This window comes from Myxococcus guangdongensis (assembly GCF_024198255.1).
GTDB lineage: Bacteria > Myxococcota > Myxococcia > Myxococcales > Myxococcaceae > Myxococcus > Myxococcus guangdongensis.
Genome location: NZ_JAJVKW010000024.1, coordinates 18,973 through 40,030 on the forward strand (window position 1 = coordinate 18,973; position 21,058 = coordinate 40,030).

At 69.1% G+C, this 21,058-nt stretch carries 21 protein-coding genes; 10 read left to right on the forward strand and 11 right to left on the reverse strand.

Going from position 1 to position 21,058, the window contains the following annotated elements:
• Nucleotides 1–202 precede the first annotated feature (202 nt).
• Both LXT21_RS42440 and LXT21_RS42445 read left to right on the forward strand, forming a co-directional pair.
• Complete coding sequence (locus tag LXT21_RS42440; protein ID WP_254043958.1) at nucleotides 203–2,671, forward strand: efflux RND transporter permease subunit; 2,469 nt, start codon at nucleotides 203–205, stop codon at nucleotides 2,669–2,671.
• 17 nt (nucleotides 2,672–2,688) lie between these two features.
• Nucleotides 2,689–2,952 carry a hypothetical protein gene (locus LXT21_RS42445; RefSeq protein WP_254043959.1) on the forward strand — a complete coding sequence of 88 codons (264 nt, stop codon included), beginning with the start codon at nucleotides 2,689–2,691 and terminating at the stop codon, nucleotides 2,950–2,952.
• Here the strand turns inward: LXT21_RS42445 and LXT21_RS42450 are convergent, their stop codons facing one another.
• The 9 genes from LXT21_RS42450 to LXT21_RS42490 form a co-directional block, all read right to left on the reverse strand.
• Entirely contained in the window at nucleotides 2,953–3,336 is a 384-nt protein-coding gene (locus tag LXT21_RS42450) for a hypothetical protein (RefSeq protein WP_254043960.1), read from the reverse strand.
• 41 nt (nucleotides 3,337–3,377) lie between these two features.
• On the reverse strand, nucleotides 3,378–4,034 hold the full coding sequence (locus tag LXT21_RS42455; protein WP_254043961.1) for a hypothetical protein: 657 nt from the start codon (nucleotides 4,032–4,034) through the stop codon (nucleotides 3,378–3,380).
• Between the two features lie 61 nt (nucleotides 4,035–4,095).
• Nucleotides 4,096–5,277 (reverse strand): cytochrome P450, encoded by a 1,182-nt coding sequence (locus tag LXT21_RS42460; protein ID WP_254043962.1) that lies wholly within the window; start codon nucleotides 5,275–5,277, stop codon nucleotides 4,096–4,098.
• 169 nt (nucleotides 5,278–5,446) lie between these two features.
• A complete protein-coding gene (locus LXT21_RS42465; RefSeq protein WP_254043963.1) occupies nucleotides 5,447–6,028 on the reverse strand; it encodes a protein-tyrosine phosphatase family protein in 582 nt (193 codons plus the stop codon).
• Nucleotides 6,025–7,017: a hypothetical protein gene (locus LXT21_RS42470; RefSeq protein ID WP_254043964.1), complete on the reverse strand. Its 993-nt coding sequence runs from the start codon at nucleotides 7,015–7,017 to the stop codon at nucleotides 6,025–6,027. Before LXT21_RS42470 ends, LXT21_RS42465 begins: the two co-directional genes overlap by 4 nt.
• Nucleotides 7,007–8,251, reverse strand: coding sequence for a GtrA family protein (locus tag LXT21_RS42475; protein ID WP_254043965.1), 1,245 nt, complete (start codon nucleotides 8,249–8,251; stop codon nucleotides 7,007–7,009). Before LXT21_RS42475 ends, LXT21_RS42470 begins: the two co-directional genes overlap by 11 nt.
• Nucleotides 8,244–9,170, reverse strand: coding sequence for a phosphatase PAP2 family protein (locus LXT21_RS42480; RefSeq protein WP_254043966.1), 927 nt, complete (start codon nucleotides 9,168–9,170; stop codon nucleotides 8,244–8,246). The genes LXT21_RS42475 and LXT21_RS42480 overlap by 8 nt, the downstream gene beginning before the upstream one ends.
• A complete protein-coding gene (locus LXT21_RS42485; protein ID WP_254043967.1) occupies nucleotides 9,148–10,482 on the reverse strand; it encodes an inositol-3-phosphate synthase in 1,335 nt (444 codons plus the stop codon). The genes LXT21_RS42480 and LXT21_RS42485 overlap by 23 nt, the downstream gene beginning before the upstream one ends.
• Nucleotides 10,483–10,926: 444 nt before the next feature.
• On the reverse strand, nucleotides 10,927–11,451 hold the full coding sequence (locus tag LXT21_RS42490; protein WP_254043968.1) for a pyridoxamine 5'-phosphate oxidase family protein: 525 nt from the start codon (nucleotides 11,449–11,451) through the stop codon (nucleotides 10,927–10,929).
• A 162-nt stretch (nucleotides 11,452–11,613) separates the two neighbouring features.
• Here LXT21_RS42490 and LXT21_RS42495 point away from each other — a divergent pair, with 162 nt between their 5' ends.
• Nucleotides 11,614–12,108, forward strand: coding sequence for a hypothetical protein (locus LXT21_RS42495; RefSeq protein ID WP_254043969.1), 495 nt, complete (start codon nucleotides 11,614–11,616; stop codon nucleotides 12,106–12,108).
• Here LXT21_RS42495 and LXT21_RS42500 read toward each other — a convergent pair whose 3' ends face one another.
• Complete coding sequence (locus LXT21_RS42500; RefSeq protein WP_254043970.1) at nucleotides 12,109–13,041, reverse strand: aldo/keto reductase; 933 nt, start codon at nucleotides 13,039–13,041, stop codon at nucleotides 12,109–12,111.
• 150 nt (nucleotides 13,042–13,191) lie between these two features.
• Between LXT21_RS42500 and LXT21_RS42505 the strand changes: the two genes are divergently transcribed.
• The 3 genes from LXT21_RS42505 (at nucleotide 13,192) to hpf (ending at nucleotide 16,283) form a co-directional block, all read left to right on the forward strand.
• Nucleotides 13,192–14,673, forward strand: coding sequence for an LA_2272 family surface repeat-containing protein (locus tag LXT21_RS42505; protein ID WP_254043971.1), 1,482 nt, complete (start codon nucleotides 13,192–13,194; stop codon nucleotides 14,671–14,673).
• Nucleotides 14,674–14,766: 93 nt separating this feature from the next.
• Nucleotides 14,767–15,768, forward strand: coding sequence for a zinc-dependent alcohol dehydrogenase family protein (locus LXT21_RS42510; RefSeq protein ID WP_254043972.1), 1,002 nt, complete (start codon nucleotides 14,767–14,769; stop codon nucleotides 15,766–15,768).
• 173 nt (nucleotides 15,769–15,941) lie between these two features.
• Complete coding sequence (gene hpf / locus LXT21_RS42515; protein WP_254043973.1) at nucleotides 15,942–16,283, forward strand: ribosome hibernation-promoting factor, HPF/YfiA family; 342 nt, start codon at nucleotides 15,942–15,944, stop codon at nucleotides 16,281–16,283.
• 55 nt (nucleotides 16,284–16,338) lie between these two features.
• Here the strand turns inward: hpf and trhA are convergent, their stop codons facing one another.
• Nucleotides 16,339–16,995 carry a PAQR family membrane homeostasis protein TrhA gene (trhA, locus tag LXT21_RS42520; RefSeq protein WP_254043974.1) on the reverse strand — a complete coding sequence of 219 codons (657 nt, stop codon included), beginning with the start codon at nucleotides 16,993–16,995 and terminating at the stop codon, nucleotides 16,339–16,341.
• Between the two features lie 128 nt (nucleotides 16,996–17,123).
• Between trhA and LXT21_RS42525 the strand changes: the two genes are divergently transcribed.
• The 4 genes from LXT21_RS42525 to LXT21_RS42540 all read left to right on the forward strand — a co-directional run bounded on the left by LXT21_RS42525 (nucleotide 17,124) and on the right by LXT21_RS42540 (nucleotide 21,058).
• Complete coding sequence (locus tag LXT21_RS42525; RefSeq protein WP_254043975.1) at nucleotides 17,124–17,813, forward strand: TetR/AcrR family transcriptional regulator; 690 nt, start codon at nucleotides 17,124–17,126, stop codon at nucleotides 17,811–17,813.
• Between the two features lie 308 nt (nucleotides 17,814–18,121).
• Nucleotides 18,122–18,559 (forward strand): response regulator, encoded by a 438-nt coding sequence (locus LXT21_RS42530; protein WP_254043976.1) that lies wholly within the window; start codon nucleotides 18,122–18,124, stop codon nucleotides 18,557–18,559.
• Nucleotides 18,560–18,860: 301 nt separating this feature from the next.
• The gene (locus LXT21_RS42535; RefSeq protein WP_254043977.1) at nucleotides 18,861–20,282 is read left to right on the forward strand and encodes a sensor histidine kinase; all 1,422 of its coding nucleotides are present in this window, start codon (nucleotides 18,861–18,863) and stop codon (nucleotides 20,280–20,282) included.
• Nucleotides 20,282–21,058, forward strand: coding sequence for a response regulator (locus tag LXT21_RS42540; protein WP_254044052.1), 777 nt, complete (start codon nucleotides 20,282–20,284; stop codon nucleotides 21,056–21,058). The genes LXT21_RS42535 and LXT21_RS42540 overlap by 1 nt, the downstream gene beginning before the upstream one ends.

Genomic DNA, 21,058 nt, shown 5'->3' on the forward strand with positions numbered 1-21,058 from the left:
CGCGGTGCGAGGCGATGCGCGGCGCGAGCCCGCAGGCCGGCCTGCGGACAGTCGGGCGGGCGACGTGGGACCGCGTTACAGAGGGAAAGTCATTCGGGGCCTTACATTCCGGCTTACGGCATAAACGCGTTGACTCCCCGGTTGGCGCATGCCCAAGGTGGGTCGCGGTTCGGCCCGCAAACAACACAGCAGGTGTCGCAACATGGGTGAGAAGCGTTGGTCGGAGCGGTTCGAGGGGGCGATGGGCCAACTCGCCGCGCGAAGCCATCGGCGTCCGATGCATGCGGTGGTGGTGGCGGTGGTGCTGACGCTCCTGGGGGTTTGGTTCGCCAGGAACCTGACCCTCAGCGCGGACTTCGTGGGCCTGCTGCCCAAGTCGTTCCCGAGCGTCCAGGACATCGAGAAGATGCGCAAGCGCTTCGGTGGCCAGGGCAACGTGGTGGTGGTGGGGATGGGGGCCGAGCCGGAGACGCTCAAGCGCTTCGTGGACGACATGGCGCCGAAGCTCGCGGAGCTGTCGGAGATTCGCTACGTCAACTTCCAGCGCCCCAGCGAGTTCTTCAACCAGCATGCGCTGTATTACGTCGACCTGGAGGACCTGAAGACGATTCAGGGCCGCATCGACGCGCGCATCTCCTGGGAGAAGGAGCAGGCCAACCCGCTCTTCGTCCGGCTGGACGAGGAGCCCGCGCCGTCGGTGGACTTCTCCGACATCGAGCAGAAGTACACGGGCCGCGCCAACCAGCGCCTGTCTGGCCAGGGTGACTTGTACTACCTGGATACGACGGAGCGGATGGTGGTGTTGATGGCGAAGCCGAAGGGCAGCGCCGCGGACCTGGACTATTCGAAGAAGGTCGTCACCCAGGTGGAGGACTTCCTGGCGAAGCAGGACCTGTCCAAGTACGGGCCGGGCTTCAAGACGGCGGTGACGGGGACCTTCAAGAAGAAGATCGACCAGCAGCGCGTCATCGTGGGCGACCTGGCCCGGGCGTCCACGCTGGCGATGGTGATGCTGGTGGTCTACCTGGTGTTCCACTTCCGCAGCGCGCTGTCGGTGGTGCTCACCATGGTGCCGGTGATGGCGGGCCTGGGGTGGACGTACGGCTTCGTGGGGCTGGCGTACGGGCAGGTCAATCTGCTGACGGGCTTTTTGGCGGCGGTGCTCGGTGGCCTGGGCGTGGAGCACGGCATCCATCTGTTGGGGAGATACGGGACGTTGCGCTCGGAGGGGATGACCTCCGAGGCGGCGGTGCAGGAGTCCTTCCGGCACACGGGCTTCTCCGCGCTCATCGCGGCGCTGGTGGCGGCGCTGACGTTCCTGAGCCTGGCGCTGTCGGAGTTCAGGGCGTTCCGCGAGTTCGGCATCATCGCGGCGGTGGGCATGCTGGTGAGCATCTTCGCGTACGTGCTCATCCTGCCGGCGCTGTTGGGGATGGCGTCGCGCTTCGGGTGGACGCCGCGCACGCAGGAGGAGGGCTCGGGGCCCATGGCGCTGTTGGGGCGCTGGCTGCCGCGCTCCTACCGCGGGGTGGCGGTGGTGATTGGGGTGGGCGTGCTGGTGCTCATCTCGCAGGCGTACCGCATCTCGTTCAACTACGACTCGCGCACGTTGGAGGACTACAAGCAGGCGTCGGCGGTGCTGGACCAGAAGGTGAACAACATCCTGGGCTACTCGCAGACGCCGGTGGTGGTGCTGACGGATTCGCAGGACATGGAGCGCGAGGTGGTGCGGCAGCTCGAGGCGCGCAAGACGGCCCGGGGCAAGGAGTCCACCATCGACTTCGTGGGCGCGCTGGAGGACCTGGTGCCCCGGCAGCAGTCGGAGAAGCAGACGGTGCTGGAGGCCATCCGGGCGCGGCTGGAGAAGTTGGATCCGGAGCGGCTGCCGGAGGACACGCGGGTGGCGTTGGCGCGGGCGTTGAACATGTCGAAGGCGAAGCCCTTCACGCAGGCGGAGCTGCCGGCGAGCGTGCGTCACCAGTTCGAGAGCCTGGATGGGAGCACGGGCGGCGTGGTGCTGGTGTACGCGGGTGGCGGGGTGAGCCTATCGGACGGCGAGGGGACGCGGCGCTTCTCCAAGGAGGTGCGCGGGCTGCAGATGCCGGACGGCAGTCAGGTGTCGGCGGCGGGTGAGGCGCTCATCCTGGCGGACATCCTGGACATGGTGTCGCGCGAGGGTCCGCGCATCCTGGCGGCGGCGGTGTTGAGCGTGCTGGCGGCGATGTGGCTGACGTTGGGGAAGCTGCGCACGGCGCTCATCTGCATGGTGCCGACGTTGTTGTCGGTGGCGGGGCTGGTGGGGTTGATGGCGCTGTTGGATTTGCAGTTCAACTACCTGAACATCATGGTGCTGCCGGTGCTGGTGGGGACCACGGTGGACGCGGGCGTGCACCTGGTGCAGCGGTTGGGTGAGCCGGGGGCGGACTTCATCTCCGTGTACGCGGAGACGGGGCGGGCGATTACGGGCGGCCTGCTGACGAGCGCGATTGGCTTCGTGGCGTTGGTGTTGGCGAAGCACCCGGGGTTGAACTCGATTGGCGACCTGGCGAATCTGGGGTTCGGGTTGAACCTCGTCATCGTGCTGTTGGGCTTCCCGTCGCTGTTGCTGCTGGTGGAGCGCTGGCGGCGCAAGCACAGCGCGACGGCGGAGGAGCCGGCGCCGGGGGCGTAGCTCTGGAGGGCAGCGTGATGATGCGAGGCAAGGCGCTCGGGTGGTGGTCGGCGGTGTCGATGGCGGTGGCCCTGGTGGGGTGTTCCCACGGGGGCCAGCGTGAGGAGAAGAAGGGCGACACGCGCTGTGAGGAGTCGCGGAACCTCTCGTGCATCACGGGCACGGAGTGTTCCATGGACCGCGACCGGGGCTGCGAGGTGTGTCGCTGTTCTCCCCCGGATGCGCTGACGCCCACGGACAAGCGCCGGCCCACGGCGATGGAGCCGGAGCGGCGCTGGTAGTCAGAGCTCCGCGAGGATGCGGCCGCGCGCATCGATGGCGTAGACCGCCCCTGCATCCATGATGGGTGTTTCGAGGTCGATGCCGCAGCGTGAGAGCCTCGGGAGGAAGCTGACGAAGTAGAGGTCGTCGTTCTCCTTCATCACGGTGGTGTCGTAGGTGTCGCGACGCGCGAGACATCGCGCGAGCGCCTCGTCGCGTGCCTCCGGGCGACGGTCGGGTGGCAGGAACGCGTTCATGGCGACCTCGAGCGCCGCCATGGCGGGGCCGTCCAGGTGCGTTCCTTGCTCGAACGAGTCGGGGAACGCCACCTTGGCCGACTCCACGGGCGGTGCTCGCTCGGCCTGTTTCGGCTTGTAGTAGCCCAGCAGAGAGCACCCGCTCATGAGCGCCGCGCCACAGACGAGGGCTGTGAGTGAGGTCTGCTTCATTGGAGGTCCCATCCCATTCCCTCGAGCATGCGGATGTTCCCGTTGTCGTCGTAGACCTGCCCGATTTGAATCCACTGTCCGCTCCTCAAGGCTGAGACCACCCGAGTCGCGTAGTTGAAGCTGTAGACGGTACAGGGAGCACTGCCTCTCCGATTGAAGACGAAGAGTTCGCGATGGAAGACCCGTCCGGTCCCCTCCGCGACGAGTCTCGTGGGCGACCACTTGCCGCTCAAGTCGCCGGGTGAGAATCGAGCGTTGTGGGGATGCGTATGGTCGCCGCCCGTGATGAGGGCGTTCCTTCGCGCAGGGTCGTTCAGGACTTGCGGCATCGAGCACGTCTTCGCTTCACGTGAGTCCTGCCGCTCTTTGAAGTCAGACAGATAGCTCAGATAGAACGCATCCTCGCCAGGGGCGTAATAGTTGAGTGCGCAGTACTCGGACCCTAGCGGTCCTGAGGATGCTCCACCTTGGCCGGTCATCAGCTCACACCCGGCGAGGGCCAACTCCTCAGTGGTCTTGAAGGGGCCGGCGAGTGGTCCGTCGACTTGGAGACGGCCATTTTCCAGGCGACGGACACGGACGTTGGGGTTCGAGCTGCAACCGATAGGGGTTGTGAGCACCACAGCCATCACGAACCACGACGTGGTGCTCATCGCTTTCCTCCCTCCGGGCTGATGAGCGTAGCACCCGGAGCCCCAAGCGAGGACTGGCTGTTCAGCGCCGCGTGCCAGGCTCGAAGCGCAGTGGCAGGCGTTTGGGGCCGTGGATGTGGAGCGCCTGACGCGGCTCCCACGGGGTGTCGCTCGCGAGCCTGAAGTCGCCCAGCGCCTCCAGCAGATCCGTGAGCGCCACCCTTGCCTCCATCCGTGACAGTGCCGCCCCCAGGCAGAAGTGGATGCCGTGTCCAAAGGCGAGGTGCGGATTCGGCTCCCTCCCGATGTCGAACCGCTCCGGCTCATCGAAGTGTCGCGGGTCCCGGTTCGCAGAGCCCATCATCGGCAACACGAACTTCCCCGCAGGAATCACCCGCCCGTTCAACTCCACCGCCCGCTTCGTCGACCGATACATCGACTGCGCCGGCGACCGGAATCGCAGCACCTCCTCGATGGCCGAGCCCATCAGCTCCGGCTGTCTCCTCAGTCGCTCCAACTGGTCCGGGTGCTCGAGGAGGCACAGCAGCGCGTTGTCGATGAGGTCCGTCGTCGTCTCCGTCCCCGCCGCCAACAGCAACTGGAAGAAGCCGAGGATCTCCTTCTCATTCAACCGCTCCCCATCCACCTCCGCCTCCACCAGCCGCGTCAGCAGGTCATCCCTCGGCGCCCTCCGTCGCTCCTCCAGGATGACCGAGAGATACCCCCGCATCTCGTCGCGCATCGCCGCGTTCTCCGCTCGCGCCCGCTCCGCCTCCTCGCCCTCGGAGATGGTGTGGCTGAGCTTCTGGATGATGTCCCCCCACTCGAGGAACCGCCCCCGGTCCTCCACCGGAATCCCAATCATCTCCGCGATGACCATCGTCGGCAGCTGACTCGAATACTCCGCCACCACGTCCAGCTCCCCGCGCCCCACCAGCGGCGCGAGCAACCCACGCGACAGCTCCCGCACGTGTGGCTCCAGGTTCGCGATGGAGCGCGGCGTGAACGCCCTCATGATGATGCCGCGCAGCTTCGTGTGGCGGGGTGGGTCCGAGAACAACAGCCAGTCCGGCGTCCTCCCCGTCACCGTCGTCACGACGGAGCTGAACACCTCATGGTCCTGCAGCGCCCGCTTCACACTGTCGTAGTCGAACAGAATCCACAGGTCCGCCCGTGGCTCGTGCAACAGCGGCGAGCGCTCACGCAGCTCCGCATACAGCGGAAAGGGATTCCGACGCACGTCATCGGTGAAGAGCTCCAGCATGACGGGTGTCTCCCGTGGTGGAACACGTCGAGCGTGCGTCCGGACATTCCCTCCGAGAATCCGTCACGCCCTGACTCCAGCGTAGGAGCCCGGGGCCGCGGAAGCGCAGTCCTCCCGAGCTCAACTGTCCGCTGGAGTGCGGGGCCCCACGGAGCCGCGAGTCGACGCGCTACGCCGCGCGCCCGGACCGACGGGCCGCCCACGCGGTGACGAAGTCCGCGAGGCCGCCGAGCTGCCGGTCATTCAACGTGCACTGCCACCGGGCCTTCCTCAGCGCGCGGTACGCGGCCGGCGCCTCCCAGCCCTTCGCCACCATCACCGCCAGGCCCATCAACGGCCCACGCCCCACGCCGTGCTCGCAGTGCGCGTACACGTGCCCGCCCTTCTCCAACCGGGGCAGCGCCCACTCCACACCCTGCACCAGCTGCTCCACCGACGGCGGATACCGGTCCGTCACCGGCAGGTTGAGCAGCTCGATGCCCAGCGCCGCCAGCGCCTTCGCGTCGTCCACGCGCTCGGCGCGCAAATCAATCACCGCCGTGATTCCGCGCGCCTTGAGCTCCGCGTACCGCGACGGCGACACCGCGCCACCCACGTGCAGCCACTCGTTCACCTGCGACACGTTGAGGCCACGCCCCGGCAGCTTCGTGCTCCACTCCACGCAGCGCGCCACCGAGCGCAGCACCTGCTTGCGCACCCAGCCGCGAACCCCCGGCACGTGGTGCACGTCCCGCAACAACGACACGCTCACAAATCACCCTCGAGCGTCACTTCCATCAACCCCGCCACCGGCGTCTTCCCCGCGCGCTCCAGCACCGCCCGGTGCAGGTACGTCACCGGCGAGCCCACCACCGGCTTGATGAGCCCACCCAGCATGCCCAGCTCCTCCACGGGCGCGCTGCGCTGCAAAAGCGACGTGGACTTCAGCACCATGGCCTTCGCGCCATCGCCGCCGAACACATCCACCGTCCACACGCTGCGCTCCTTCGCGCCCTCGCGGCTGAGTGTGAACGACTCCATCGCGCTCGGCGCGCCACCCTCCGTCCACGAGTACACCGGGCCGAACTCACCGTCTTGTCCCTCGCGCGCCAGGAGCACCATCCGCTCGCCGCCGTCGCGCAGCGCCCGGAAGCGCACCCACCGCCGCGCCAGCTTCCCCGGGGGAATGGTGGAGCGCGTGTGGTCCGCGTACCCGCCTCCCGACAGCGTCACCGCCGTGCCCTTGGGCTGCTGCACCGTCGCCTTCAGCGGGCTGAACGCCAGCGTCACCTCGTGACGGTAGCGCGCGCTGCCCACCTCCACCTCGGAGCCCTCCGGCGAGCGCGGCTCCACCTGCGCCGCGTACTCCAGCACCACCCGCCCGCCCTCCAGCCCCGCCTCCACCTTCGTCACGCCGTCCGCGGAGCGCGCCGAGCACGCCCCCACGCGGAAGGTGCTGGTGGCCGCGTCATAACTCCACTCCTTCGCGCCCACCTTCTTCTGCGGCGTCCACGCGCGCTGCCCCGGCTTGAGCACCGTCGCCCGGCAGATGCCCGTGCGCGAGCCCGGGCCGATGTTCGTCACCTGCAACTGCACCAGCACGAAGGTGCCGTCCTCCAGGTCCCCGATGAAGGTGAAGCTCTCCCCGTAGTTGTCGCTCGAGGAGAGCGTGGGCTCCAGCGCCGCGCCCGCCGCCGCCACGGTGGGCAGCAGCAGCGTCAGCAGGAGTCCCAGGACCTGGAGCCGCCCCTCACGCCGCATGGGGGCGCTGCTCCATGAGCGCGTCCGACGAGTTCGTGTCGTTGAAGACGTAGTCGCGCTGCAGGGGCAGGTTCCACGCGAAGTACACCACGCCGCGCACCAGCCACCAGCCCAGCGTGTAGGCCAGCTGCGGATGCAACGTGAGCAGCGCCACGCCGCCCGCGTTGAGCAGCGCGCTGGTGCCGCTCACCACCGCGTAGCGCATCATCTGCCGGCCCACCGCCGCCGTGCTGCGGAAGGTGAGCACCCGGTTGATGGAGTAGTTCACCACCGCGCCCAGCAGCGCGCCCAGCACCGTGGCCCACGCGGGGAGCAGGCCCATCCACTCCACCAGCGCCAGCACCACCGCGAAGTCCGCCACCGTCGCGATGGCGCCCGCCGCCGCGTTGAGGCCCACAATCGCCTTCTCCGAGCGCGCCTCCTGACGCTTCGGCGCCAGCGCCTTCACCAGGTTCCGGAACCGGGAGATGGCCGTCAGGTTGCTCATGATGGCGACGAAGACGAGGCCCACCACCGCCATCCAGTGCATGGGGTGCTTCTCCTCGGGCCAGAACACCGCCTCGAGAATCGGCGACAGCGCCGTGCCCGCGCCCAGGAAGAGCACGCGCTCCAGCCGCTGCATCGCGCCGTCGCGCACGTTGACGCCCAGGCCCTCGCCCTTGGCGCGCACGTACGGCACCAGCGACGAGCCCAAGAGCGCGCCCAGCGCCGGCAAGAGCACCCACGTGTCCCGGTAGTACCAAGCCAGGCCCATCAACATCGCCGAGTCCACGTACCGGTCCAGCACCGAGTCCAGCGCCGCGCCCGCGGGGTTGGCCTCCTTGCGTGTGCGGGCGATTCGCCCGTCCATCACATCCAGGATGCCCGCGGCCAAGAACAGCCAGCCGCCGAGCGCGAAGCGCCCCGCCGCCACCGCCACGCCGGAGGAGATGCCGAGCAGGCCCGACAGCATGGACAGCGCGTTGGCCGGAAGGCCCGAGCGCAGAATCACCGCCCACAACGGCTGGATGACCCAGAAGAAGTAGTGGCGCAGGAAGTAGCCCACGAAGCCCGCGTTGCCTCGCTTGACCGTCTCCTCGTCGCGCGGCACGCCCTTGAAGGCGACGCGGATACAGAAGATGAGCAACCCTCCCAGGAAGTACACACAGGCGAGGATGGCGGGCGCGAGCGCGGTCCAGATGCGCGCCGACGGAGACAGGTTTCCGGTCAACCAGTCGACCAGGTTCTCAAGCACGGGTGTCCCCTCCAGGTGTCAGCGGCAGCGAAACAGTCATGGGCGCGCTCTTGCGCGAGAACGCGAGCTCCACCACCAGGAAGGCGGCGAGCGCGAAGGCGAGGCCCGCGAGCACGTCCAGGACATAGTGGTGCGTCAAATAGACGGCGGAGAATGCGACGAGCAGGGCGAACGCCCCGGTGGCCACCCGCCACTTCCACCCATCCCTCCACACGAACAGCATCACCATGAAGGGGTAGGCCGCGTGCAGCGAGGGCATGGCGCCGAACACGTTGGGATTGCGCGCGTAGAAGCCGGCGAAGTAGTGGATACCCAACAGGGCATCGAAGCGCGCCGTGCCCGCGGGGCTGGGCAGGGCGGCCAGGTTGGCGGGGCCCGGGCCGTAATCCAGGATGTACCAGGGTGGCGCGGCCGGATAGAGCAGGTAGGTGACCACGCCCAGGGCGTTCACCACCAGGAAGGCCCAGCACAGCTTCTCGAAGCGCGCGTCCTTCTTCACGAAGAAGAAGATGGCCATCAAGAAGACTTCGTAAAGGTAGGCCGCGTAGGCGAAGCCGCACAGCAGGTCCAACAGGACGTTCGAGCGGGTGCTCCACCACTGGGGCCAGTTGACACCGCCCGGGGCGGGGAACCACTGCGTCTCCCACACCCACAAGTCACCTGTGTGGATGGGGCCGCGCAGGAACAGCCAGAGCCCCTGGCTGTCCAGCAGCATGCCGGTCAGCCACAGGGGGAACCCGCCGAAGAGGAACCGACGCGTGCGGGGGCCCGCCCAGGCCACCCCCAGCAGCGCGGCGTCCGCCGCGACGTGGTCCCACCGGAGCCGACCGGTGGCCGTCACCAGCATCAAATGGCCCATCGCCAACAGGGTGACGAGCCAGATGAACGCCGGAGTCTTAGCGAGCGAGCGGGAGGTCATCCCCGTAGTAGTCGAGTCCGAGGTGGGTGATGGGCTCCTCACCGGCCACGACGCGCAGCGTGTTCTTCAGCTTGGTGAGCTGGATGAACAGGTCGTGCTCGACGGGCAGGCCCGGCTGCGCCATGGGGCTCTTGAAGTAGAAGGACATCCACTCCTGGATGCCGCGCCACTCCAGCCGCTTGGCCAGGTCCAGGAACAGCGCGATGTCCAGGACCAGCGGCGCCGCCAGGATGGAGTCGCGGCAGAGGAAGTTGACCTTGATCTGCATCGGATAGCCGAGCCACCCGATGATGTCGATGTTGTCCCAACCCTCCTTCGCGTCGCCGCGGGGCGGGTAGTAGTGGATGGACACCTTGTGCGAGTACTTGCTGTACAGCTCCGGGTAGAGGTCCGGCTGCAGGATGGTGTCCAGCACGCTCGACTTGGTGACTTCCTTGGCCTTGAAGGCCGCGGGGTCGTCGAGCACCTCGCCGTCGCGGTTGCCGAGGATGTTGGTGGAGAACCACCCCTCGAGGCCAAGCATGCGGGCCTTGAGCGCGGGCGCGATGACCGTCTTCATCATCGTCTGGCCGCTCTTGAGGTCGCGGCCCGCGATGGGGACGCCCGCCTGCTTCGCCAGCTCCTGCAGCGCCGGCGTGTCCACGCTGGCGTTGGGGGTGGCGTTGGCGAAGGGCACGCCCTCCTTGATGGCCGCGTAGGTGTAGAGCGCGGTGGGGTTGATGTCCGTGCTGTTCTCGTCGAGCGCCTTCTCGAAGGCGGCCAGCGTCTTGAAGGACTCGGGCAGCGGGCGGAAGGTCTCCACGCTGCTGCACACCACCATCACCGCGCGGGTGGCGCCGAGCTCCTTGATGAAGTCACGGATGTCCTGGCGCAGCGCCTCGACGCTCTCGCGGTGCGTCTTGGTGGACTTGGTGTGGTTGGCCTCGATGCGGCGGACGAACTCGGGGTCGTGCACGCCCTTCTTCGGCTTGATGCCCTGCAGGAACGGCTTGACCTGCTCCAGGTGCTTGTCGTGCAGCACGCCGGAGCGCACCGCGACCTGGTACGCGTCCTCGCTGATGATGTCCCACGCGCCGAAGACCACGTCACCCAGACCCGCCAGCGGCACCAGCTCGCCCAGCTTCACGGTGCGTCCGTCCGTGCGCTTGCCCAGGCGCGCCGTGCCCATCTGCGTCAACGAGCCGATGGGCGCGCCCTTGCCCTGCCGCGCCAGCTCCACGCCCGCCATCAGCGTCGTGGACACCGCGCCCAGTCCGGGCACCAGCACCGCCAGCTTGCCCTCGGGCTTCGTGACCGACTTCTTGTTCTCCATCGTGGGGTTCCTTAAGGGGGGCGGGGGAGCCGCCCTGTGGTGAGTCTTCTCGGACTTGCCGCTGCGCACCGACTGGATGCCGTGGGGTTTGCGGAAAATCTCGGATGCGGATGGTTGATACGCTAAAGCGTTCGTGACTTCAACGTCATGTGGGGGAGGCTGGTTAGCACGCCATGGGGCGGACTGATGGATCAGCGCAGCCCCAGGTACAAGCCGACGCGAACGCGCCTGTCAGAGAAACACCAGGTGGTGAGAAAAATGACACCTACCTGACCATCCATGGGCACGGAGGGTAGGTCCGGGGTCGCTAGGACCCGGGGTGAAACGGCGGGGTGAGTGTCGAGGGGTGGGGGAAGCCTTCGAGGGGGGTGGGACGGCCCGGAAGCCAACGGTCGGCTGCGGGCCTGTCATGGCGCCCATGTCGTCGTGGCGCAACCCCAAGTGTCAATGGGAGCGAGAGCCGCCGAGCTCCAGGGCCTGGTGGTCGCCCGGCGCGTAGCTCTTGCCGGTGAGCGCGGCCTTCACCATGCCGACCAGCTGCACCATGCGGCTGGAGGGCGTGTCCCAGTACTCGGCGCGCTCCACGCTCACGCACAGGAGCGCGAGCTCGGGATCATCCATGCCGTCGGGGAACCAGGCCTTGAGCGGGGGGCTCCACAGCTCGCGAATCTTGCGGGCGTCCTTGACCAGCCGGCAGCGGCCGCTGATGGAGACGTAGCGCTCGCGCGTGGGGTCGGAGAAGGCGACGTTGACGTGGTGGTCCTGCTCCACCGCGTCCACCTTGTGCGAGTGCTCCCGGGTGAAGAACCAGAGCTCTCCGTCGAAGTCATGGTCCTGGGTCCACATGGGGCGGCTGTGCAGGCTCCCGTCGGAGTCCACCGTGGTCATCATGGCGACCTTGATGCCGTGGATGAGCTCCCCCAGGTGTTCGACGGCGCCGCGCGTGTCCTGCTCCTGCTTCTTGCTCATGTCTGCCTCCTGACCCTGAAAACTAGGCAGTGTCCGGAGGCCCGGGCGGGTGAGGCCGGCCGGATGGCGCCAGGGCAGGCGGGCGGTGTGGTAGTGGGCTTCGAAAAGCCCTCACGGTGGCGGGGTGGTTGCCGTGCCCGGGGATGGAAAGCGAGTGCGACGATGCTGAAGACCGCGTGGAACGAGTGGTGCCTGAAGGCGCTGCAGATCGAGACGGCGCTGCTGGCGCTGGAGGAGATCGAGCTGCCCGAGGAGATGCACGGGCTGCAGGACGCGGCGGAGGAGAAGCTCCTGGAGCTGGGGCGCGCGTGGAAGGAGCGCCAGCCGGCGAAGGACGGGCGTCGGTGGGAGAAGCAGATCCTGGACAAGGGCACGCCGAGCGACGCGGAGCTGGAGGAGATGGTCGGCGAGTTCCGCGAGGACGGCAAGGCGTGGACGCTCTTGCGCGCCACCAGCGACAAGCAGGAGGTGGTGGAGACGTTGGTGTCGGAGGGGCGCGCGTGCATGGTGGCCGGCGGCTCGTACTACCTGGGCCAGTGGGACGCGAAGGACGAGGTGCTGGAGGTCGGCCGCGATGACGACGCGGGTGAGCCGGGCACCGGCGTGGTGCTCGCCGCCACCGGTGAGGTGCAGTACACGCCGGACCCGGAGCTGTAGCTACGTGTCGAGCACGCGCGCCATGCGCTCGCGTGTCTTCGCGTCGGGCAGGCGTCCGAAGCCCGCGCGCACGTTGTCGGCCACGTGTCTGGGATTGCTCGTGGCGGGCAGCGGGCAGTTCACCGCGGGGTGGCCGAGGATGAACTTCAGGAAGAACTGCGCCCAGCTGTCGCAGTCGAACTCCTGGGCCCACTCGGGCAGCGCGCGGCCCTTCACCCGGCGGAAGAGGTCGCCGGTGGCGAAGGGCTGCATGACGAGCACCGCCACGCCGTTCGCGGCGGCGGCGGGCAGCAGCCGCTTCTCCGCCTCGCGGTCCGTGAGGGAGTAGGGCAGCTGGATGAAGTCCAGCGTCTGCTCCTTCAACAGGCGCTCCAGCTCCGGGAAGGCGCTCTTCTGGTAGTGGGTGATGCCCACGTAGCGCACGCGCCCTTTCGCCTTCCACTCGCGCAGCACGGGCAGGTGGGTGCGCCAGTCGACGAGGTTGTGGACCTGGAGCAAATCCATGCGTCCGCGCCCCATGTCGCGCACGGACGTCTCCAACTGCTCGAGCCCCGCCTCCTTGCCGGTGGTCCACACCTTGGTCGCGAGGAAGGGCTTGGGCGCGTCCGGCAACTGCGCGAGCACGTCGCCCACCACGCGCTCGGCGCGGCCATACATGGGCGAGGAGTCGATGAGGCGCGCGCCCGAGTCGAGGAAGCGCTGCAGCACGTCCTTCAAGGGGGCGCGCTCGGCGGGGGAGGCGCCCACGTCGAAGGTCTGCCAGGTGCCCAGGCCGATGACGGGCAGCGCCTCGCCGGACTTGGGGATGGGGCGGGTGAGCATGGCGGGCTTGGGGATGGGGGTGGCGGCGTGGGCGAGCGGGGACAGCAACGCGGCGCCGAGTCCCGCGACGAGCACGTCCCGACGCGAGGGTGGGGAAGGGGGCTGGGACATGGCTGGATTCTAACGGGTGACAGTATTTCGTGGGGCCGGTGTTCCGTTGCGTGAAGGGGGCGTCACGGCCCCCGCGAAGCAACCGTGGCTCGTGTGCCCGCGTCAAGGTGGGCCGAGCCCCTCTTGGAAACAACTCAGGAAGGTTCAGCGATGAAGCGCAAGGTCTCGGTGTGTGCGGGCGTCATGGCGGCCATGGTGGCGATGGCCGCGGGGGCCGAGGAGGTGAAGGCAGGCGACCCGGCCCCCGTGGCCTCGGCGGGAGGGGAGGGGGTGGTGGAGGGGCCGGGCGCGGAGCGGGTGATGGCGCCGCCTCCGCTGGTGGAGGCGACGATGGTGGGGAGCACCGCGGCCGCTGACGCGCCGACGGCGGTGCAGGCCAAGGCCACCGTGGAGGGGGCCGAGGAGGCGGAGGTCCATGTGCCCTTCAGCTTCACCGTCCTGCCGGGGCTGAGCACGTCGGGCTTCAGTCAGAAGAACCAGGTGCACGACGTGTCCATCGGCCTGCTCGCCACCCACGCCAAGCGGGTGCGGGTGATGGGGTTGTCGCTGGGCGGCAACTGGGTGACGCATGGCGCGAGCGGCGTGCTCGCCTCGGTGGGCGTCAACGTGTCGGGCGGACCGGTGAACGGGACGCTGCTGACGGTGGGCGGAAACGTGGTGGGGGCGGACGCGGAGGGGCTGCTCGCGGGCGTGGGCGCGAACATCGTGCGCGGCGCGATGCGCGGCACGCAGCTCACGGTGGGCGCGAACGTGGCGACGCAGGCGTTGGACGGCGCGCAGATGGGCGTGGGCGTGAACGTGGCGGGCGGCGACGTGATGGGCGCGCAGCTCTCGGTGGGTGGCAACCTGGCGGGGGGCACGCTCAAGGGTCTGCAGATGGCGGTGGGCGCGAACGTGGCGCGCGGCGTGTCCCGAGGCGTGCAGATGTCGGCGGGCGTCAACGTGGCCTCGGAGCTGACGGGCATGCAGATGTCGTCGGGCGTCAGCTACGCGAGCAAGCTGGCCGGCGCGCAGGTGTCCATCATCAACGTGGGCGGCGACGTGGACGGCGCGCAGGTGGGCCTGGTGAACGTGGCGCGCCACATGGGCGGCGCGCAGGTGGGGTTGCTCAACTTCGCGGGCGAGACGGAGGGCGAATCGGTGGGCCTGCTGAGCTTCGTCGGGAACGGCCAGGCGCACGTGCAGGTGTGGGCCAGCGACGTGGCGCTCACCAACGTGGGCGTGAAGCTGGGCGGACGTCACCTGTACACGCTGTTCACCGTGGGCCTCAACCCGCCGATGGGCGGAGAGCGGCGGCGCTACACGTTGGGCGCGGGCGTGGGTGGGCACATCCCCGCGGGGCGGTTCTTCTTCGACGTGGACCTGCTCGGCTCGAGCGTGCACGCGAACCGGCTGTTCGACTTCGACGACGACACGAACCACGTGCTCGGGCAGCTGCGGGTGATGGCGGGCTGGCAGCTGTCCAAGCGCTTCGCGGTGTTTGGCGGCGTCAGCGCCAACACGCTCGTCACCTGGAACGGGAGCGACCCGTGGAAGGACCTCGGCATCGGTCCGGAGTGGAGGGAGGTCTCCGACAGCGGGCGCACCATCGTGCGCACCTGGCCGGGCATCCTCGCGGGCGTGCAGATTTGAACGGAGGGGCGGGCGCTTCCCGACGCGGAGGGCCCTCCCCATGTTCCCCTCGGACGCGCCCACCTGGAGGTGGGCGGTCCGGGGGGCAGGCCCATGCAAGGCACCATGCGCGTGATGGCGCTGCACGCGCCGGGACAGCCGCTGCGAGAGGAGCGCTGGCCCATCCCCCGTCCGGGGCCGCAGGAGGTGCTGTTGCGCGTGCGAGCCTGCGCGGTGTGCCGCACGGACCTTCACCTGGTGGACGGTGAGCTGCCCCGCCCCAAGCTGCCCGTCGTTCCCGGCCACGAAATCGTGGCGAGCGTGGTGGAGGTGGGCGCGGAGGTGCTGGGGCTGGAGCCGGGGACTCGCGTGGGGGTTCCCTGGCTCGGCTGGACGTGCGGCCAGTGCCGCTTCTGCGTCTCCGGGCGTGAGAACCTCTGCGACTTCGCGCGCTTCACCGGCTACCAGGTGGATGGCGGCTACGCGGAGTACACGCTGGCGCATCACGCGTTCTGCTTCCCGCTGCCGGCAGGGCTCGATGACGTGCACGTGGCGCCGCTGATGTGCGCGGGGCTCATCGGCTATCGGAGCCTGCGGATGGCGGGCGAGGGCGCGCGACTGGGGATGTATGGCTTTGGCGCCGCGGCGCACCTGCTCATCCAGGTGGCGCGTCACCAGGGGCGCAGGGTGTTCGCCTTCACCCGTCCCGGTGACGAGGCGGGCCAGGCCTTCGCCCGGGAGCTGGGGGCCGAATGGGCGGGCGGCTCGGATGCCCTGCCACCGGAGCCGTTGGACGCGGCCATCCTCTTCGCGCCCGCGGGCAGCCTGGTGCCGGCCGCGCTGCGCGCCGTGGACAAGGGCGGCGTGGTGGTGTGCGGCGGCATCCACATGAGCGACATCCCCTCGTTCCCCTATGCGTGGCTGTGGGAGGAGCGCGTGGTGCGCTCGGTGGCCAACCTGACGCGGGCGGACGCGGTGGAGTTCCTGGCGCTGGCGCCCCGTGTGCCGGTGCACACGCGGGTGCAGGTGTTCCCCCTGTCGTCGGCGAACGAGGCGCTCCTCGCGCTGCGTGAGGGGCGAGTCCACGGCGCGGCCGTGCTGGACGTTCGCGGGTAGGTGGGGCGATTCGCCCCGCAGGCCCTGCGCGCTGTCCCATTCCTCCGCAAAGCCTGCGGGCCTCCGTGCGCCCGCCCCTGACATTCCGAGGGGTTGGTGGTGGCAGGGGTGATGCAGTGGGAAGAGGTGCAACCCGAGCCCCGCGCAAGCGGGGACAGCACCCGAGGCCGACGATGAAGCGAGCGTTGCAGATCACCTACCGGGGCATGGAGACGAGCGAGGCACTGAACGAGCACATCCGCGACCACGCGGAGAAGCTGGAGCAGTTCTTCGACGGCATCGTCGGATGCCATGTGGTGGTGGACGAGCCGCATCGACACAAGCACCAGGGCAACCACTTCCGGGTGCGCGTGGACCTGCATGTGCCCGGCAAGGACCTGGTGGCCGCCAGGGACCCCGACGAGCACGCCGCGCACGAGGACCCGTACCAGGCCGTGACGGATGCGTTCGAGGCCGTGCGTCGGCAGCTCCAGCACTACACCGGGGCGATGCACGCGCATCACCGACACGGCTGACGGTGTCGTGAGTCGCATCAGGAGAGGGCCCCGCGTGAGGGTCCTTCTCCTGGTGCTATGCGGCCGCGCGCACCATGCCCAGCACCACCACGAAGTGCAGGGCCGCGGCGACGAGCGTCAGCGCGTGGAACACCTCGTGGTAGCCAAAGACGCCAGGCAGGGGGTTGGGGCGCTTGAAGGCATACGCGAGCGCGCCCAGCGTGTACGCGAGCCCTCCGGCGAGGATGAGCAGCGTGGCGCCGAGCCCCACCGCGCGGAAGACGTCGCCGAAGTACGGCATCATCGTCCACCCCACGCCGACGGCCAGCGCCGCCGTCACCCACTTGGGCGCGTTCACCCAGAACATGGACTGGAGGATGCCCAGGAACGCGCCCGTGTAGAGCCACGGCATCAGCTGGTTGCCCACCTCCGGCGGCAGGCCCAGCAGCATCACCGGCGTGTACGTGCCCGCGATGAGCAGGAAGATGGCGGCGTGGTCCGCCCGGCGCATCCAGGTGCGCCCGCGCGGGGACCAGTTCACCCGGTGGTACGTCGCGCTGATGGTGAACAGGGAGACCAGGCTCACCGCGTAAGCGCCGGAGGCCACGGCCGTGCGCCACGTGGGCGCCATGGCCACCAGGACGATTCCAGCGCCCACCGCGAACGTCGCCGCCCACTGGTGCAGCACGCCGCGCAGCCTGGGCTTCTCCCCCGCGAGCACCGCCGTGGTCATGGCTTCACCCCGCCGGAAGCGATACCCATCCAGACGGAAGCATCCATGACGTCGGTCCTCTTGGTTCGTCCCTACCGCATGGTAGGTTTCGGTCGGGTAAGTTACTGGTGAGTAGGTTCGAGGTCAACGTGAAGAAGAGGCAACGGCTCACGGGCGCCGAGCGCCGGGTCCAGTTGATGGAGATTGGCCGGGAGGTCTTCGCGGCGAAGGGCTACGAGCCCACCTCCATCGAGGAGGTCGCGCAGCGGGCCGGCGTGTCCAAGCCCATCGTCTACGAGCACTTCGGCGCGAAGGAGGGGCTCTACGCGGCCATCATGGAGCGGGAGATGGACGACCTGGTGGCGCGCGTGTCGTCGAGCATCACGGAGGGCTCGCCGCGCCAGCGCTTCGAGGGCGCGGTGCTCGCGTTCATGGCCTACGTGAAGGACGAGCCCGCGGGCTTCGCGGTGTTGACGCGGGATTCACCCCTGGCGACGGCGCGGCGCGGCCTGACGCGCGTCATCGATGACCTGGCCCACCGCGTGGGGGATGTGTTCCGCAGCGAGTTCGAGCGCGCAGGGTATCCCTCCAAGGTCGCGCCCATCTACGCCAACGCGCTCGTCGGGATGGTGACCCAGGTGGGGCACTGGTGGGCCGCCGAGGGGAAGTCGTTCTCCACCGAGAGCGTGGCCCGTCACGTCGCGGCGCTCGGCTGGATGGGCCTGCGCCACCTGCCCAAGGCCCCGTCGCTGCCCGCGCGCGAGGAGGACGGGGACGGCAAGCTGGTGAAGGCGAAGGCCCCGCGAAGAGCGCCGCGCGCGAAGCCCCCGGGGCGGTGAGGCGCGCGGGCGCGAGCACCTCCGAGGTGGCGCGATGCCTCGCCCGCGAGTCGCCACGACGGTGATGGGCGATGCGAGCGCGTCCGCCGGGCTCCCATCGAATGGCGGGGCTGCCCCGCATGGTTCATGCCCCGAGGCGCCGACGTCGTGTGCGGGACGTCCGTCGGTGGACTCCCCGCACCTCCCTCTCGCGGGTGTGGGTGCTCGCCTTCTAGCGCTCGTGTGCAGGGTGTCAGTGGGTGGCGAACAGTCATGCGCATCCGCGGACGCGCGTGTCCACGGATCGTTATCCTCGCCGTCTCCCCGTCATGAACGCTCCGCGGCTCCAGGTGCTGGTGGTGGATGACGAGGCGCCCGTTCTCGCCACCACCGCCGCCGTGCTCTCCGAGGACTTCGAGGTCCAGACCGCGCGCGACGCGTTCTCCGCGCGCCGGTTGCTCGCGCGTCATCCGTTCGACGTGCTCTGCACGGACCTCCACATGCCCGGGCCCAGCGGCATCCAGTTGTTGCGACAGTCGGTCACCCGAGACCCCTTCCTCGCGGGCGTGCTCGTGACGGGCTCGCGCGAGTACCTCGACTGGAGGGACCGGCTGGACACGCAGGGCCTCTTCTATCTGGTGCTCAAGCCCTACCAGCCCGCGGACCTCATCGGGATGATCCGCCGCGCCGCCGAGTCCGCCCGCCTCAAGCGGGAGATGAGCCAGCTCTCCCTCGGCCTGGCCGAACACAAGTGGGGGCCTCGATGAGCCCTCCCTCCGGTCCGCCGGGGGGAGGTCCACGACGAAGCCCCCTCGACACGCGGCGCTCGCAGCCAGGCCTCGCGCCCTCGTGCCGACATCCCCTCACCTTGGGCCGCCCCCACGAGTCGTCCTCCACCCTGGCTCGCGACGCACGGCGCCGTGTGTCCCCCGAGGCCCCAGCTCCCGGGGGAGCGAGCAGGCACGCGGGGTTGCAATCATCACTTCCGGACATTCCTTGGCCTATGATGCGAACGGTCTACGGCCCCGTACCGGAGGAACCGCCCGCGGCCCGGGCCACGAACACCCCATGAAGCCCACGGAGGATGCCAGCGGCCCCACGGTGGCACTGAAGGAACGCGCCGTCCTGCTGTTCCACGAACACCTGGGCGCCGTGCGCCGTCGCACCGACCGGCTGTTCGCGGGGCTGATGCTCGCGCAGTGGGCCGTGGGTGTCCTGGTGGCGCTCTTCGTGTCGCCCTATGGCTGGTCCGGCGAGGACCGCGCGCTGCATGCGCACGTGTACGCGGTGCTCTTCCTGGGCGCGGCGCTCACCGTGTTCCCCATCGCCCTGGCGCACTGGCGGCCCGGGGCCACCTCCACCCGGCACGGCGTGGCGCTGGCGCAGGTGCTGTGGTCCTCGCTGCTCATCCACCTGACGGGTGGGCGCATCGAGACGCACTTCCACATCTTCGTCTCGCTCGCCTTCCTCTCGCTGTATCGCGACCCGTGGGTGCTGCTCACGGCGACATGCGCGACGGTGGCGGACCACATCATCCGAGGGCTGCTCTGGCCGGAGTCGGTGTACGGCCTGCCGAATCCGGAGTGGTGGCGCTTCCTCGAGCACGCGCTGTGGGTGGGCTGCCTGGACCTGGTGCTGCTGCACGCGGGAAGGGTGATGCGGCGGGAGATGCGCGAGGTGGCGGTGCGGCGCGCGGAGCTGGAGCTGGCGCGCGAGCGCGAGGAGGAGAAGTCCGCCGAGCTGGACCGCGCGCTGCGCGAGCTCAGCGGCTTCCAGGAGCACCTCATCCGCGTGGAGAAGCTGGCCGCGGTGGGTCAACTCGCCGCCAGCGTGGGTCACGAGCTACGCAATCCCCTGGCCGCCGTGCGCAACGCGCACGCCTACCTCTCCCGACGGTTGAGCCGGGATGCGATTGGGGCCGCGGATGACCCACGCGTGCCCCAGTTCCTCGGAGTGATGGAGCGCGAGCTGGGGGCGTGCGCGAAAATCATCTCCGACCTGCTCGACTTCGCGCGCGAGCGTCCCCCCGCGCTGCAGCCGTGTCCTTTACGACCTCTGGTGGACGAGGCCATCGGCGTGGTTCCCTCCCGGGAGGGCGTGCGCATCGTCAACGATGTCCCCGAGTCATTGCCCGTGCCCAGCCTGGACAAGGAACAATTCCGTCAGGTGCTGGTGAATCTGGTGCAGAACGCGGTGGAGGCCATGCCTCAGGGAAGGACGGGGCAGGTTTCAGTGCTGGCGGAAGGTGGAGACGCGGGGCCCTGGGCCATTCGCGTGGTAGATGACGGGACGGGCATCCCACCGGATGTGCTGCCCAAGATTTTCGAACCGCTGTTCACAACCAAGACGCGCGGCACCGGCTTGGGGCTGGCCATTGTGGCCAACATGGTGCAACGTCACGGAGGCACAATCTCTGTGCGAAGCGAAGCCGGCCGGGGTAGTGAATTCCATATTCATCTCCCGGCAACCGCGGCGGCGCAGGCCGCATGATGGAGGACGTGGCTTTGGGCCCCGCTCGCATCCTTTTGGTCGACGACGAGGAGGGGCTGCGCATCACGCTCGCGGCGAACCTGGAGTTGGAGGGCCACACCGTTCTGGAGGCCTCCAACGGCGAGGAAGCGCTGCGCCTCCTGGGTGAGCACCCGGTGGACGTGGTGCTCAGCGACATGCGCATGCCGGGCTTGCACGGGGTGGACCTGTTGCGCCGAATCAAACAGGCGCGACCGGACATGCCCGTGGTGTTGATGACCGCCTTCACGGCGGAGGAGCTGGTGGAGGACGCGCTCGCGGAGGGCGCGTTCACCGTGCTGCCCAAGCCCTTCGACGTGGCGCACGCGCTGGACACCATCCTGCGCGCGGCGCGGGCGCCCCAGGTGTTGGTGGTGGACGACACGGAGCCGGTGGCGCGCGCCATGGTGCGCGCGTTGAGCACGGTGGGCCTGCGGGCGCGGGCCGTGTACAGCGGCGAGGAAGCGCTGACGTGGCTGCGCTCGGGCGACTTCGACGTGTGCGTGCTGGACCTGGTGATGCCGGAGATGAGCGGGCCGGAGCTGGTGGCCAAGGTGAAGGCGGCGGACCTGTCGGTGGCGGTCATCGCCATGTCAGGCCATGTGGTGCCGGAGCTGCTCCGGAAGGTGGCGGCGCAGGGGGCGGTGGTGTGCATGACGAAGCCCGTGCCGTTGCGGGAGCTGGTGCAAGCGATTGCCCGGGTGAGGGGTCAGCCGAGGGCGCAGGGGCCCACGGGGACCCAGGGCGCGAGGAATTGA

Coding starts and splice junctions, on each gene's coding strand:
- LXT21_RS42440 (WP_254043958.1), top strand. CDS start 203: ATGGGTGAGAAGCGTTGGTCGGAGCGGTTCGAGGGGGCGATGGGCCAA.
- LXT21_RS42445 (WP_254043959.1), top strand. CDS start 2,689: ATGATGCGAGGCAAGGCGCTCGGGTGGTGGTCGGCGGTGTCGATGGCG.
- LXT21_RS42450 (WP_254043960.1), bottom strand. CDS start 3,336: ATGAGCGGGTGCTCTCTGCTGGGCTACTACAAGCCGAAACAGGCCGAG.
- LXT21_RS42455 (WP_254043961.1), bottom strand. CDS start 4,034: ATGAGCACCACGTCGTGGTTCGTGATGGCTGTGGTGCTCACAACCCCT.
- LXT21_RS42460 (WP_254043962.1), bottom strand. CDS start 5,277: ATGCTGGAGCTCTTCACCGATGACGTGCGTCGGAATCCCTTTCCGCTG.
- LXT21_RS42470 (WP_254043964.1), bottom strand. CDS start 7,017: ATGCGGCGTGAGGGGCGGCTCCAGGTCCTGGGACTCCTGCTGACGCTG.
- LXT21_RS42480 (WP_254043966.1), bottom strand. CDS start 9,170: ATGACCTCCCGCTCGCTCGCTAAGACTCCGGCGTTCATCTGGCTCGTC.
- LXT21_RS42485 (WP_254043967.1), bottom strand. CDS start 10,482: ATGGAGAACAAGAAGTCGGTCACGAAGCCCGAGGGCAAGCTGGCGGTG.
- LXT21_RS42490 (WP_254043968.1), bottom strand. CDS start 11,451: ATGAGCAAGAAGCAGGAGCAGGACACGCGCGGCGCCGTCGAACACCTG.
- LXT21_RS42495 (WP_254043969.1), top strand. CDS start 11,614: ATGCTGAAGACCGCGTGGAACGAGTGGTGCCTGAAGGCGCTGCAGATC.
- LXT21_RS42500 (WP_254043970.1), bottom strand. CDS start 13,041: ATGTCCCAGCCCCCTTCCCCACCCTCGCGTCGGGACGTGCTCGTCGCG.
- LXT21_RS42505 (WP_254043971.1), top strand. CDS start 13,192: ATGAAGCGCAAGGTCTCGGTGTGTGCGGGCGTCATGGCGGCCATGGTG.
- LXT21_RS42510 (WP_254043972.1), top strand. CDS start 14,767: ATGCAAGGCACCATGCGCGTGATGGCGCTGCACGCGCCGGGACAGCCG.
- hpf (WP_254043973.1), top strand. CDS start 15,942: ATGAAGCGAGCGTTGCAGATCACCTACCGGGGCATGGAGACGAGCGAG.
- trhA (WP_254043974.1), bottom strand. CDS start 16,995: ATGACCACGGCGGTGCTCGCGGGGGAGAAGCCCAGGCTGCGCGGCGTG.
- LXT21_RS42530 (WP_254043976.1), top strand. CDS start 18,122: ATGAACGCTCCGCGGCTCCAGGTGCTGGTGGTGGATGACGAGGCGCCC.
- LXT21_RS42535 (WP_254043977.1), top strand. CDS start 18,861: ATGAAGCCCACGGAGGATGCCAGCGGCCCCACGGTGGCACTGAAGGAA.
- LXT21_RS42540 (WP_254044052.1), top strand. CDS start 20,282: ATGGAGGACGTGGCTTTGGGCCCCGCTCGCATCCTTTTGGTCGACGAC.